At 61.0% G+C, this 14,101-nt stretch carries 12 protein-coding genes; all 12 read right to left on the bottom strand.

Features of this window, described 5'->3' with window-relative positions:
• Positions 1 to 70 precede the first annotated feature (70 nt).
• The 12 genes from AC1MEW_RS26670 to AC1MEW_RS26725 are packed head-to-tail and all read right to left on the bottom strand — an operon-like array spanning position 71 to position 14,082.
• Positions 71 to 697: an RraA family protein gene (locus AC1MEW_RS26670; protein WP_322267913.1), complete on the bottom strand. Its 627-nt coding sequence runs from the start codon at positions 695 to 697 to the stop codon at positions 71 to 73.
• A complete protein-coding gene (locus tag AC1MEW_RS26675) occupies positions 694 to 1,476 on the bottom strand; it encodes an IucA/IucC family C-terminal-domain containing protein (RefSeq protein ID WP_480424229.1) in 783 nt (260 codons plus the stop codon). Before AC1MEW_RS26675 ends, AC1MEW_RS26670 begins: the two co-directional genes overlap by 4 nt.
• The gene (locus tag AC1MEW_RS26680; RefSeq protein ID WP_201257034.1) at positions 1,473 to 2,264 is read right to left on the bottom strand and encodes an ABC transporter ATP-binding protein; all 792 of its coding nucleotides are present in this window, start codon (positions 2,262 to 2,264) and stop codon (positions 1,473 to 1,475) included. Before AC1MEW_RS26680 ends, AC1MEW_RS26675 begins: the two co-directional genes overlap by 4 nt.
• A gap of 12 nt (positions 2,265 to 2,276) precedes the next feature.
• Entirely contained in the window at positions 2,277 to 3,308 is a 1,032-nt protein-coding gene (locus AC1MEW_RS26685; RefSeq protein WP_480424231.1) for a FecCD family ABC transporter permease, read from the bottom strand.
• Positions 3,301 to 4,290 carry a FecCD family ABC transporter permease gene (locus AC1MEW_RS26690; protein ID WP_480424233.1) on the bottom strand — a complete coding sequence of 330 codons (990 nt, stop codon included), beginning with the start codon at positions 4,288 to 4,290 and terminating at the stop codon, positions 3,301 to 3,303. The genes AC1MEW_RS26685 and AC1MEW_RS26690 overlap by 8 nt, the downstream gene beginning before the upstream one ends.
• On the bottom strand, positions 4,287 to 5,210 hold the full coding sequence (locus AC1MEW_RS26695) for an ABC transporter substrate-binding protein (RefSeq protein ID WP_480424235.1): 924 nt from the start codon (positions 5,208 to 5,210) through the stop codon (positions 4,287 to 4,289). Before AC1MEW_RS26695 ends, AC1MEW_RS26690 begins: the two co-directional genes overlap by 4 nt.
• Positions 5,200 to 7,035: an IucA/IucC family protein gene (locus AC1MEW_RS26700; RefSeq protein WP_480424237.1), complete on the bottom strand. Its 1,836-nt coding sequence runs from the start codon at positions 7,033 to 7,035 to the stop codon at positions 5,200 to 5,202. Before AC1MEW_RS26700 ends, AC1MEW_RS26695 begins: the two co-directional genes overlap by 11 nt.
• A 4-nt stretch (positions 7,036 to 7,039) precedes the next feature.
• Positions 7,040 to 7,813, bottom strand: coding sequence for an HpcH/HpaI aldolase family protein (locus tag AC1MEW_RS26705; protein WP_322267907.1), 774 nt, complete (start codon positions 7,811 to 7,813; stop codon positions 7,040 to 7,042).
• Positions 7,807 to 9,666 (bottom strand): IucA/IucC family protein, encoded by a 1,860-nt coding sequence (locus AC1MEW_RS26710; protein ID WP_480424240.1) that lies wholly within the window; start codon positions 9,664 to 9,666, stop codon positions 7,807 to 7,809. The genes AC1MEW_RS26705 and AC1MEW_RS26710 overlap by 7 nt, the downstream gene beginning before the upstream one ends.
• Positions 9,667 to 9,684: 18 nt before the next feature.
• Positions 9,685 to 11,100 (bottom strand): DHA2 family efflux MFS transporter permease subunit, encoded by a 1,416-nt coding sequence (locus tag AC1MEW_RS26715; protein ID WP_480427357.1) that lies wholly within the window; start codon positions 11,098 to 11,100, stop codon positions 9,685 to 9,687.
• Positions 11,097 to 12,308, bottom strand: coding sequence for a type III PLP-dependent enzyme (locus tag AC1MEW_RS26720; RefSeq protein ID WP_480424242.1), 1,212 nt, complete (start codon positions 12,306 to 12,308; stop codon positions 11,097 to 11,099). The genes AC1MEW_RS26715 and AC1MEW_RS26720 overlap by 4 nt, the downstream gene beginning before the upstream one ends.
• Positions 12,301 to 14,082: an IucA/IucC family protein gene (locus tag AC1MEW_RS26725; protein ID WP_201257026.1), complete on the bottom strand. Its 1,782-nt coding sequence runs from the start codon at positions 14,080 to 14,082 to the stop codon at positions 12,301 to 12,303. The genes AC1MEW_RS26720 and AC1MEW_RS26725 overlap by 8 nt, the downstream gene beginning before the upstream one ends.
• Positions 14,083 to 14,101 lie beyond the last annotated feature (19 nt).

Raw genomic sequence — 14,101 nt, forward strand, 5'->3', positions numbered from 1 at the left:
CCGCGAAGGCGTTATCACGGGCGCTAAAAGCTTCGCGGGCAAGCCTCGCTCCTACAGGTTTCAGGTGAGCCTAGTTAAGTCGGGCTTCGAGTCTGTGGAGGAATTCTGAACGGCGGCGTTGGTCGGTTACTTCCTTGGCCAATAATTCGGGCAGCAGCTCCGCCGCTCGCAGTGCATCGAGGATGTAGACGCCGTCGTCATCACCGACGGCCAGATCGCCCGGTCGCACCTGAACTTCGCCAATCCGGATCGGCTGATTGACCTCCCCTTGGGCGCCAACGCCACGGGTGGTGTACGCACTGACTTCACGGCAAAACACCGGCAACCCATGACGACGCAAGGCGCTGACATCGGTGACCGCACCCGACACCACCACCCCGGCCAGGCCCTTGATCAAACCGGCCAGAGTCCGCAATTCGCCCCAACAGCCGCACTCGTGGTCACCCACACATTCGATCACCAGCACATCGCCCGGCTGACTCAACAACAGCGCTTCACGCAAAACGCTGCCATCAGGCGGGAAGACTTTGACGGTGACCACGTTGCCGAGCATGCGGATGTCGTTGAACAGTGGCTTGATCCCGCGCAGGAAGCCAAGGTCGGAAAAGTGGCCGACGGTGGACGACGGGATCGACCGATACGCGTCAAGCAACTTCGGGCTGACACGTTGCTGGCGGTCGGCAATCTCATAACTCATCGGCATTTCCCCGGACGAAGCAGTGGGCAGGTCGAGCAATATTCTGCGGGCTCGGTGGCCAGGTAGTAGAAGCAGCAGGTCCGCCGAAAACGGATGCTGCGTTGCCCTTCGTCCACCAACGTCGGTGGCCGGCGAAAATGACTCAGCGGGTTGTACTCGAGGCCGAACAGTGCGGGCTCGGCTAGGGTCATGAGCCAAGTGAAATCTGCCTCACAGCGCTCGCGCACCAACGGATCGTCGATTTTTGCCATGCGTTTTTCATACAGCGAATAGACGCGCACGGCGGTGTTTTCCCAGAGGATGCGCCGGGAAACGCCCGTGACCCGGTTGAAGGTTTGCCACAACGGTTTCAGTAATCCCGCAAACAGCGCCTGAACCAACGTTTCCCGCCAGGCCTCGCGCTCACCCGCCTCGTATGTCAGCGGCTTTCCGTGAAGCAGCGGCATCGACGACGTCCACAACCCGTCATCGTGACCGTACTCAATCACCGTGTTGTCCAACGACAGCAACAACCCTTTGTCATACACCGACATCGCGTACAAACAGGCGCCGGTCGCGAGAAACGACAAACGCTTGCCGAGCAACGAGGCGGTAATCGCCCGAGTTGGCGAGCCAATCACCGGCCCCAACGCATCCAGCAGTTGCGCGCACACGTCCTCTTGCAACAAGTCCCGGGCCAGCAGCGAACGCAACGGGTCGCGCTCGGCGCTGTCCTTGAGCCGCAACCCGCCGGACAGCACCGTCCACTCTGTCGCCGTGAAATGGTCAGCCAGATTCATTGCGGCAGTTCCCGACCAAACGGAATGCACAGCGGCGTGCCGAAGAACGGATCGGGGATGATCCGGCAATTCAGGTCGAATACGGTTTTGACCAGCGCCTCGGTCAACACCTCGTCAGGCCGGCCCTGGGCAAACGCGGTCTGGTTGTGCACCGCGACCATGTGATCAGCGTAACGACACGCCAGGTTGAGGTCGTGCAGCACCATGATGATGGTTTTATTTTCAAGCCGGTTAAGGTCGCGCAGCAGGTCCAGCACTTCGATCTGGTGCGCCAGGTCGAGGAACGTGGTCGGTTCGTCGAGCAGCACGATGCCGGTGTCCTGGGCCAGGGTCATGGCGATCCACGCACGCTGGCGTTGCCCGCCAGACAACGCGTCCACCGGTCGATCCGCCAGGGCCAGCAGGCTGGTTTGCGCCAGCGCGCGGTTGACCATGGCTTCATCTTCCGCCGACCACTGTTGCATCCAGCTCTGATATGGAAATCGACCCAACGCCACCAATTGCCGAACGGTAATGCCCTCCGGCGCGCTGGGCGTCTGCGGCAAGATCGCCAGTTCACGGGCCACGGCCGCTGTGGATTTTTGCTGGATATCCACACCGTTGAGAATCACCGAACCCTGCTGCGGTTTCAGCAGCCGGGCGAAGGATTTGAGCAAGGTGCTTTTGCCGCAACCGTTGCTGCCAATCAATACCGAAATCTTGCCCTGGGGCAGTTGCATGTCCAGCGCATCAATAATCACCTGGCGCTGATAACTCAGGGTCAGGCCGCGACTTGCAATCGACGTCATACGTTGAATTCCTTAATGACGTTGTTTAATCAACAAATAGAGAAAAAAGGGTGTGCCCAGCACGGCGACAAAAATCCCGGCGGGCAGATCCAGCGGCAAAAACAGCGTGCGCCCGGCGAGGTCGGCCAGCACCACCAGGTTCGCCCCGACCAGCGCCGCCATCACGGCCTGACCGCCAAACCCCGGAGCCACCAGACGCTTGGCAATGTGCGGCGCGATCAGCCCGACAAACGCGATCGCCCCGCCCCAGGCAATCGCCGCACCGGCCAACGCCACGCTGACCAGCAACAACCCGGCGCGCAACCATTGCACGCGCACACCGATCCCTTGAGCAAGGCTGTCGTCCAGCTGTTGCACCATCACCTGACGAGCCAAAAACACCAGCAGCGGACAAATAACCAACAACCAGGAACCCAGCGCCAGCGGCTCCGGCCAACTGGCACCGTACACGCTGCCGGTCAGCCAGACATAGGCCGACAAGGTTGTCGTCAGCGGACTGAACACCAGAATGAACGTCGTCGCGGCGGTCAACATCGCGGAGATGCCGACGCCGATCAACACCAGCCGCAGCGGTGAAGTGCCCTGCTTCCAAGCCAGCAGATAAATCGCGAGTGCCGCCAGCCCCGCGCCGAGCATCGCCGCCAGTGGCAGATATTGCTGACCCAACGCCACCGAGAAAAACGACAAATACAACACCGCTGCCGCGCTGGCGCCGCTGGTAATACCGAGCAGATCCGGCGAAGCCAGCGGGTTGCGGATGATGCTTTGCAGGATCAGCCCGGACACCGACAACGCAGCGCCCACCAGCGCCGCCAGCAGGATGCGCGGGAAGCGTAGTTGCTCGACGATAAACGTCAGGCTCGCGTCCTGGTGCGACAGCAATATCCGCAGCACCTCCAGCGGCGACAGCAGGACTTTGCCCAGCGACAGCGAGCCGAGCATGATCAGTAGCGTCACCATCAGCGCCGCCAACAATCGCCACAACGTCGCGACATTGATCCGCCGGGAGAAGCCACTACGGCGCCAAGTCAGAACCTTATCCATAACGACCTCCACGCCGCGCCAGCAAGATGAAAAACGGCGCACCGAACAGCGCGGTCATCACGCCCACCGGCACCTCCTGGGGCAAGATCAACACCCGCGATAACGTATCCGCCAACAGCAGCAGAATCGCGCCGAGCAACGCACACCCCGGCAGTAACCAGCGATGGTCAATGGACAACCCCTTGCGCACCATATGCGGCACCAGCAAACCGATAAAACCGATGCTGCCGGCCAACGCCACCGCACTGCCCGCCAGGCACACCACCAGCACGCTCATCAATAACCGGATCAACCCGGTTCGCTGACCCAGGCCCGTGGCGATTTCTTCCCCGGCGTTCAGCACATTGACCTGCCCCGCCAGCAACATCGCCCCGAACAAGCCGAGCACGCCACACAACAGCAACGGCGCGGCGACCGACAGGCTGCGCTCGGTCAACGAACCGGCCAGCCAGAACAGCACCGTGTCCAGCCCGTCCTGATTGACTACCAGCAACGCCTGACTGAACGCCGAGAACAACGCCGCCATCGCCGCTCCGGCCAACACGATGCGCAACGGGCTGAGACTGCCCTGCCCCATGTTGCCGATCAGCCACACCAGCGAACCCGCCACCGCCGCGCCGATAAATGCGCACCACAGCCAGGCATCCGGGGATGACAGGGAGAACAGCGAAGAAAACAGAATGATGAAAAATGTCGCCCCGGCGTTGATCCCGAACAGTCCGGGGGACGCCAGCGGATTGCGGGTCAACGCCTGCATCAACGCGCCCGCCACCGCCAGGCTCGCGCCCACGGCCATCGCCATCAACGTGCGCGACAGCCGCGTGGTGGTCACCAGCACATGGCTGACGCTCAACGGATCGGGATGCACAAACGCCGCAAGAATCTGCGACAACGGAATCCAGGTCGCCCCGACCGCCAGGCTCAACACGCAACTCATTAGCAACACGACACCGGTAATGCACAACTTCAAACCGTTGCTCATGAGGCCTCGTCCGCGTTAACCAGATGGGCAACATCGTCGAGCATCAGATTTGCCCCGAGCATGCCGCCCGACAAGCTCCAGGCCACGCCGTCGACCCGCCACACTTGCCCCTGCTGCGGCGCGCGCATTTGCTGCCACAGCGGATGCTGTACCAGGCTTTCATAATTTCGCTGCACTGCTGCTTTCTCCGCGTGCATGAAGACAAAGAAAATGTCGGCATTCACCACCGCCAGACTCTCCTTGCTGGTGAGTTTGATCGACACCCCGTCCGCCTCCCGACTGGCGTCACTCCAGTCGAAACCCAACTCGGTAATGACGGAACCGGGAAAACTCGCCGGCAGATAACTGCGAATGTGGTCTTCCCTGATATCCAGAATCGACACCGTGGGCGGCCAGCGCCCGGCAAATTTCTGCTGTAATTGCTGGCGCAGTTGCGCCACGCGTTGTTGCCATTGGGCCAATACCTCGTCGGCCCGTTGCTTGCGGTACAAGGCAACGCCCATCAACGCCAGGGTCTTTTTGAACTCGAACACTTCTTCCAGCATCAACACCGGGGCGATCTGTTTGAGCAGCGGTTCGATGCGTTCATGGCGAAAGCGCGAGGCGACGATCACGTCCGGTTTCAGCAGCGCGATGTCCTCCAGACTGGGCTGAGTCTCCAGCCCGACATGAGGCACCTGCTCCAATGCCGCGCGTAAATAGCGATAGGTGGGTTTTTCACTCCAGGAATCGACGATGCCGCACGGCGTGACGCCCAACGCCACGGCGCTGTCGGTGGCCCCCTGAAACAGGGTAACCACCCGCAGCGGCGCGGCGTCGGATTGAGCCCAGGCCGGCGTGGCAAACCTGAGTGCCAGCGCCCCCAAAGACAGGCGCAACAGCGTGCGCCTGGAGGGATGATATCGAGGGTCAGTCTTCACGATTCAGCCTGTGGAAAGGATTGACCACCAGGCCTTTGCCAAACGGCATGCTGCCAGGACCACCCGCTCGTTCGATCATTGGCGTGAGCAACAATTTCTGCGGCCAGTGCGGTGCTTCGAACAGCTGCTGTTTGATCATGCTCCGCGCTTCGTCGTCGAATTCGATGGTGTCGATCAACTCGTTCAACACCTCGCCCATCGCCGTCCACAAGGTGTTGGCCGGCAGCGAATAAACCTGCGCCAGGGTATCGATGATCGCCCGGAAATTGACCTGAATCCCCAGCGTCTGCAACCAGAACAACAGGTCTTCGGGACGCTCGTGATACAGCGTGTTCGCATGCCCCTTCTTCAGTCGGTAGGCCGGATCGGCCAGGCCGTTGCGTTCCAGCCACGGCACGAAGATGCGCAATGAATCGTGATCGCGCAGAAGCAGCCCTTGGGCATAACCAGCCTTCCAGACCAGCACCGCGTTCTGCCCGTGAATCTCCCCGAGCATACCGATGCGGAACATCCGCAGGTTGATCTCGAAGAAGCTGTGGCACAGCTCGCGGAACAGCTTCATCACTGACGCGGCATCGGCCGGCAATTGGCGGTAGGCCATCCAGTCATCGAAGAAGTGCTGGTTGCTGCCGGGCAGCGGCGTGCCGAGGGCGGCCATCGGCACCAGTCGCGTGTCCGGGTCTTCCAGCAGCGCCGGCGGATAACCGCGGACCATAGCCGACAAATGACGCGGCGCTTCGTCGAACAGCGTCGCGTGCGGCGGCATAAACGCCCACCACTTGGTTTCATCGCACAGGTGCAGCTTCTCTTGCAGGGTTTGATCCTTGCCCAGCGCCTGACGCAGCAACTTTTCACTCAAGCCGCCGTTGATCATTTTCACGGCGGGCAAGTAACGCGAGGCGCCCAGAGAATAGATTGCCATCGGCAACTTCAGGTAATCGGCGCTGTTGAAGCACGGGGTCATCGAACGCAACGACGAAGTCGCGAAGAAATCACCGTCGGTGAAGTCCAGTCGATGGCAATCCCCCTTGGCGAAGGCATCACTGAGCTGCGCGTCGAGCACGTGTTCAAACTGCCACGGGTGCACCGGCAGCGCGATGTGGCTATCGGCAAGGCCCCGTTGCTGCAACTCTTGTTGCAAGCCGACCTGCAACGCGAATGGCAACAGGTACTGGGCGGGATAACTCTGTGCAAGATCCGTCACGCCGTCGCCGCATTGCAGCAACGTGCGGTCGATGGCAATCCAATTCAGCGCCACCGGACGGGCGAATTCCGCCTGATACTGCTGATATTCGGCGTCGTTCAAACCTTGCTTGGCTTTGGCCAATGGGTGGTAGGGACGATCCCGCAGCGACGCCCACTGCTCCATCGCCAGAAAGAAGTCTGCGTTGCTCTTTTCCAGCAAGCGTTCGCTGTCGACCCGATGGGCCAGGGACAATTCTGTTTGACGGACGCTGGTACGCAGTACATCAAGGAACAGCGCAAAGCCCTTTTCATTGTCCTGATAGCGGTCAGTCATCCCGGCCAAGACTTGGGTCATGAATGCTTCTGGGGACAGTTCGGTCAGTTGGCCATTTTCGCAACCCAATACCGGCGTGCCCGGCACTTTCTCCCAGTGCTGCGTGATACCGGGGCGCAGGGCGACGAAGATTGAACCCTGCCATTCCCAGATCCGTTGCTCGGCGCTTAACCCGCTAAACAACTGATCGGCCGATGACGCGGGTGTCGCCAGGTTCAGCGGTTCGGTCCCGAAAAAATGTTCGGCCAGCAAACAATCGACCAGATCCTGCATCACCCTGTCGGCGGCCATTGCGGTGAAGTTCATCCGATTATTTTCCTTCTGCTGAAGTGGCGGCCAATCTGGCCTGGAGGGCACGAAAAGCGATGCCACGCTCGTCACCCAAAACAAAACTGTTTACGCCCCGGCCCAACCACCGTTCGTGGTCGCCCGGTTGGCGTGGAATCGCGCAATACGGCACGCCTGCGGCACTGGCCGCTTGCCAACTGGCGAGCAGCGCTTGCTGCACTTCGGGGCGGTCGATCTGCCAGGGCAGGCCCAGCGATTGCGATAAATCGGCGGCGCCTTCGAGGATCATGTCGAGGCCCGGCACACCGGCAATTTCCGCCGCACGGTGTACGCCTTCAGCGCTTTCGATCATCGCCACGATCATGATTTGCTCGTTGGCCAACCCGATGTATTCCGCCAGGCTGTGCTTACCAAACGCACCGGGGCGCCCGGCATTCAGGCTGCGGCTGCCCTGCGGATGGTATTTGCAGGCGCGGATGCTTTCGGCCAACGGCTCGGGACCTTCGATCATCGGCAACACAATGCCCTGGGCGCCGCCATCGAGCAGGCGCAGCAGGGTTTTCGGGTTGAGGTCCGCGACCCGCACCAGCGGCGTGATCGCGTAACTCTCAGCGGTGCGGATCATGTTCTCCACGGTTTCGGGATTGATCAGCACGTGTTCCATGTCGATGATCACGAAATCGAAACCGGCCTCGGCAATCAACTCGATGGCGGCCGGTGCCGGGATCGAGCTGATCAGACCGTAGACCGGCTCACCCTGACGGAGCTTCTGTTTGAGCAGATTGGTCCTCAGCATGATTGCGGCCGGAACGCATGCAGCGGATTCGGCACCGATTTGAACCGACGTTCGCCATCGCCGAGCAAGCGGCGCTTGGTCAATTCTTCGACTTCGTAGAACGGCGCGAACACATCAAACGCGTCATAGCGCGCACTGTGCTGTGGATGTTCGGCCTGGTAGCCGGTAATCACCTCGGCAGTCATCTGCCAGAACTCGGATTCTTCGAGTTGATAATGCTGGTGCAGGAAGATCGCCATCTCGGCCAAGGCGATGAAGAAAAACGAATCACAAGAGAAGTCGCGCACTGCATCCACGTCGTCGGTGAGGATGAACGAGTTGCGGTTGAGCTTGGCGTGGCTGGCGGGCAGCGGTACCAGGGTTGGGCTCAGTTCGGGGCGCCCGAGGTGCTGCGGCGAATAGCGCACGCCGTCGTGGAAGTCTTTCAGGGCAATCCGTTGCGGCCAGCCCTGCTTGACGATCAGGACGATATTTTGACCGTGGGATTCCATTCCGATCCCTTCGGCGTAGAGCATGTGAATGATCGGCGACACCGCGACTTGCAGCAGTTGGCGGGTCCAGGCATGCAGGCCATATTGCTTGATCCACGTATCGACAAACGGAGTCTGTTCACCGCTGCCGTAGCGATTGTCCACGGAGCTCAAACCATTGAACGGCACGGCTTGCTCATCGCTTTCCAGGTACTGGTGAATGCTTTCGCGCCACAGGGTGCCCATCGTGCCGTAGGCCTGGGACATGCGTGTAGCAGGCAGGTGGTCGTAGTCAAAACTGACACCAACCACCTCGCCAAGTATCACAAACCCCAGGTCGCGGGCGGTGCTGTCGCTGCGGATCAACTGGTGCAGCCAATCGGTGATGATCGGGCCGTTCATCACCGTGTGTCGGGCCAGAATTCGGGTGCTGGAAGTGTTGGTCATGCTCAACGCAAGCTTGACGTAAGGCCGCTGCTTTTCCGTGGAGTTGGCCAAGGTGCGGATCGATTGCTGCGCCTGGTAGCGATCCTCGGTGGTGCCCAGATGGATCACCTCACCGCTGACCAGTTCCGGATAGAACACCGGAACGATGACGTTTTCCCACTGCCATGGGTGCACCGGCATCAGCCAGTAATCACCCAGCGACTTGCCTTGGTCAGTGAGACTCTCGGCCAGTTGCTGCCAACGTTGAAGGCCGAATTCCTGCTGGATAAAGCCGTCGAACTCCAGGTGCCGGGAGATGTTCATCGCCCCGCAGGTTTTCGCCACGGCCAGCCAGACAATGGCGACCGGCGCGGCGAACTCTGGCCCGTAACTGGCGTTGTCCTTGAGCGAAAAGCCGATGCGCGATTTGTAGCAAGGGTGATAGCTGTGGGCGTCCATGAAGTGCTGTTCCAGTGCATCGACGTCCAGTTGATAAGGTGGTTTTTCAGGCTGATAACCCTGACTGCGCGATTGAAGGTCCTTGAGCAGGGTTTGCTCCAGTTCATGGGTGAAACGTGGCAGGTGCGGGCTGTCTTGAAGATCGCTCAACAGTTCGGCCAGCGCTTGGTGCAGGCGCGGTTGGCTGTGCTTGCCTTGGGCATCGACGCGCTCAAGGCTGGAGTAATCGAGGCGGATCAGTTCGAAGCTGGCGCTGAGCAAGCCTGTGCAGTGATATTCCACCAGTTGTTGCTGTGCATCGAGGCCGCTGACGACAAAACGGTATTGGCTGCCTGACAACGGTGAATGGCGGTACGGCAGCACGTTTTCGTAGAGCAGGGTTTGCAGCAGTTGGCCGACCACCCGCTGTTCGACTTGTTGATAGCGTCGGGTATCGGCGGTGGCCAGCCAGACGCCAGGAGCCTGATGTGTTGCCTGAGAAGAGGTCGCCATTGTCATACCTTGTCGATTAAAGAATTAACGGGGTTCGAGGGCCGAGGGCAATGCCTCGGCCGGCTCGTCGGATGCGTGAACGGGAAAACGCCAAGCGCACGGCAGCGCCAGCAAAACGAGGATGCCGGTGGCCATGAAGACTTCGCTGATAGCCCCTGACGTGCCTGCCGAATGAACCCCGGTCCCCAGACGAAACTCGAGCCACAGCGAAGCGATGACGATGGCCAGTGACGACACAAGGCGTCGGGAAATGTTGTTCATCGCTGCGCCCTGGGTGACCATCGGTTCGGGCAACGCATTGAGCCCGGCGGTGGTGATGGGGATGTAGGACATACCGAGCCCGGCGCCGCGAACCATCATCAGGAAAAACACCACACCGATAGACGTGCCGGCCCCGAGCATGCCCAGGCCGAGTGTCGCGGCACCGGTCAGCAGCAGCCCCCAGAGCACCACGCCCCGTGGCCCGTGCCGATCCAGCCATCTGCCGCCGATGTGCCCGAACAGGCTGGCAAACGCCGCCGTGCACAGCAGGGACAAACCGGTCCAGATCGCGCTGTAACCCATCACCACCTGCACCAGCAGCGGCAGCAACACCAGGCACTCGAACATGCCGACCGACTGCACCACCGCGATGATCACGCTCAAGCGATAACCGCGCAGGGCGAAGATCCGCAGATTGAGCAGTGGCGAAGTCCGGTTCAGTTCCAGTCGCACAAACGCGATCAGACACAGGATCGCCGCCAGCAACATGCCGAGGTTGAGCGGATCGGTCAGGGCTTCGGCGTGACGCAAACGACCCACCGCGACCATCAATAAGCCGATGCCCGCCGCAATCAGCAGGTAGCCCGCCAGGTCAAACGGTTTGCGTTCCGACGCTTCAGACGCCGGCAGTACCGCCACGCCGAGGACCAGCGCGACGATGCCGATCGGCACGTTCATCAGGAACAGTGAACGCCAACTGAACCACTCCAGCATCAGGCTGCCGCACAACGGCCCCAACGCCGGCGCCAGCATCACCGCCGCGCCCCACAGGCCTGTCACCCGGCCGCGCTCGCCTTTGGCGTACACCGAAAAAATGATCGCCAGCGACAACGGGATCATCAGCCCGCTGGCAATGCCTTGCACCACACGTGCGGCAATCACCAACGCAATGGAGTTGGCGAAAGCGCCCATCAGCGAGCCGCAGACAAACAACGCCACGCCCCATAAATAGAGACGCTTGCGTCCTACCCGCTGGCTGAGAAAACTGGTGAGCGGCATGGTCATGCCCATGCTCACCATGAACGCAGCGACGATCCAGGTCGCCAGCAGCGGCCCGATGTCGAAGGCACTCATAAACGCCGGCAATGCCGGGTTGAGCGAGCTGTTGTTGAGGCTGACGGTCAGGGTACCCAACAGCACATTGACCACCACCAACCAGCGCGGCACGGCAACGGTCAAACCCAAGATGTCGCTCCGGCTGCCTGCACGAACAGCTGCGGCGGTCGCGGATGGCAGAGGAAATCGGCGTGGGAAATGTTGTAGCCGTAAGCCCCGGCCAGTGGCAGTACCAGCATGTCGCCGACTTCAACGCCGGTCAGTTGGCAATCGCGACTCAGCACATCCTTGGGCGTACAGAGTTGCCCAACCACGGTCCAGTTCTGCTCCATCGCGCCCGGTATTGCGTGGAGCCTGGGCAGGTGAATGACCGGGTGATCGTGCCCTTGGGCCACCGGCAAACGGAACTGATGGGTGCCGCCGCGACAGACCAGGAAGTGCTTGCCGTGACTGGTTTTGCTGTCCAGCACTTCGATGGCGTAGTAGCCGCAATAAGCGCTGATGAAACGACCGGGCTCAAAGCGCACGATGGGCGCATCGGCACACGCCGCCAGGGATTCGCCCAGATGCACGCACAAGCGTTGCCAATCAAACTGCTGCGGGCCCAGGTAATTAACGCCGATGCCGCCGCCGACATTGAGGTGGGTGATCGTTGCCGGATTGGCCGACAAGGCCTTCCATTGCGGCCAGCGCTCCAGGTACAGATCGAGCAGTTGTTCGTGGCGTTCCACCAGCGACTGATGGGACATCGCGTGCACATGGAAACCCTTGAGCCGCAGGTGGCTGGCGTTATCGACCCAACTCACCGCCCGGGCCAGCTCTGACTCGTCAATCCCGAATGGAGTGGCGGTGCCGGCCATTGCCAGTTTGCTCGACAGCGGCGACGGCAGTTGCGGGTTGATCCGCAACAACACGTCCTGCACCCGCCCCACTTCCAGCGCCAGTCGTTGCAGGCGCACGATTTCGTTCAGGCTTTCGATATGAATCGCTTCGACCTGGTTTTCCAGCGCCGAACGCAGATCGGAATCAAGTTTGCCGGGGCCGGAGAAGATGAACGGTTTGCGCGTCGGGCAAGCCTGGAGACGATCAATCTCACCGCCGGAGGAAATCTCGAACCCATGCACCAGCGGCGCCACGGTGGCGAGGATCTGCGGCTCACTGTTGGCCTTGATCGCGTAGTACAACTCCACGCCTTCGGGGAGTGCCGCCATCACCTGGGTGACGTGCTGTTTCAACGCATCCAGGTCGTAGATAAACAGCGCCAGCGGGTCGACCTGTTGCGTGCGGGCTTCGTCGATGGCGGCCAGCACCGTTGCGGGCAACTTATCCATGCTTGGCCTCCTTGCCCCACGGAGACATCAGAGTGACGTAGCCAGCCTGGCGATCAGCCTTGGCCGCCAGGCGAACTTTCAGGTTGGTTTTGCAAGCAATCGGCTGACCGGCGATCAGCGCATCCAGCTCCGGCGCAGCACGGGACAACTCAGCGCGGATGCTGATCAACTGCTGCTCGACCCGCTGCCACATCAGCGGCGCCAGGTGCGGACGCTCCCAACTCAGGGCCAGCACCGCCTCGGACAGGTTGTTGACGAACAAGCAGTAGACGATGCGGTTCCAGCCTTGCTGGCGGGAATAGAGCAACGACTCACGGACCCGAGGATGAACGTCAGTGTCGATCCGCGAAGTACCAAGCTCCTCGGTCAGTTTTACCCCTTCGAAATCCCGCAACAGCAAGCGTTGCGGGCGACCGTTGTCATGCACCAGCACACTGTTTTGCAGGTGCGGTTCCATGACGATGCCGTGGTTGAAGAACAGCGCCAGCACCGGTCTCAGCAGCAGCGCCTGATAGTCGTCGAACCAGCTCAACAGCTGTTGGTCGTGGAGGTCGTTACCGTTGAAGCGGGTCAGGAACTCATGGACCAAGGGGCGCAGATGCAGGCCTCGGGCGAACAGCGTGCCTGCCATGATGCTGCTGTCGGTGCCGGTGTCGAGGCAGAAGTTCTCGCGCAGGATTGCCCCGGTCTGTTCACGGAACCAATGGCTATCGGCTTCGCTGGCCTGCTGCGGTGCCCAGCTCAACAGGCCCGGCTCGGCCACCACCGACAACCCGCCGAGGGTCTCGGGCTGGGTCAGTTGCAGGTTGCGGAAAATGCGGTCGATCATCAGCGCACTTTCCAACTCGTACCAGGCGTTTTTCCGTACGCAATTGGTGATACGCACGTTCAGCGAGCCCTTGATGAAAAACTCATGGCCCTCGATGTACCAGGTACGAATCGACGCCGTCGGGTTGGCCATCAGGCCGGTGGCGCCCAGGTCGACGATGGCCGCGGATTTCAGCAGACGCTGCACCCGGCCGTCCTGCATGAACAACTGCGCCTGCACCGGGTGCATGCAGATCACTGCGTACCCGGGCCGAGCCTGCGACTGATCGGCAAAACCGGCCAACACTTGGGCTTTGCTCAAGCCGTTGGCGCCGACGCTCAACCCTTCCAGTGGCACCTCGAACAGATGCAACGGCGTTCGCGCCTGGAATTCCGGGGCATAGGTTTCCTGGGCCAGGTGCGCGGGCCACAGCCGCGCCTTGGGTGCCGGGTGGTTCGGGTGACCAAACCACAAGCCCTGCTCGCTGGCCAGGTAACCGCTGAGCGGGTCCGCGTCCATCGGTGTGTTGTGGCCGACGATGGCGGCGGTCAGCAACTGGCTTTGCAACACCTGATCGAGCAACTCGTCGTTGCTGGCGCGGGTCATGTGTTCACAAGCGCCAAGCAACTGTTCGACGAACTCGGCAAACCTGAGGCTCGACCAGTCGCCCTCACCGCGCCGGGCATAGACGTCCGACAGGTAGCGGTGACTGCCGAGACCATCGCGGCGGTCCACCATCACAAAGAACTGCTGCTGGTTGGGCAGGCTGATGGTCAGGGGAATGCCCTTCCATTCCAGGCCCTCGAGGTAACTGCCCGGGGCGATACCTTGCATCTGCGCCGGCCAACTATAACTGAGGCAGTTTTCCGGCAAGGCGAACTCTTTGATCAAACAATTAAGCAATGCGTGCGACGTCGCCAATTCACTGACCATATTCGGTAAAACACTGCGATTCGGATGATTCATGGGTGCTCCACAGTAGCCC

This window comes from Pseudomonas sp. ASL4 (genome assembly GCF_056680395.1).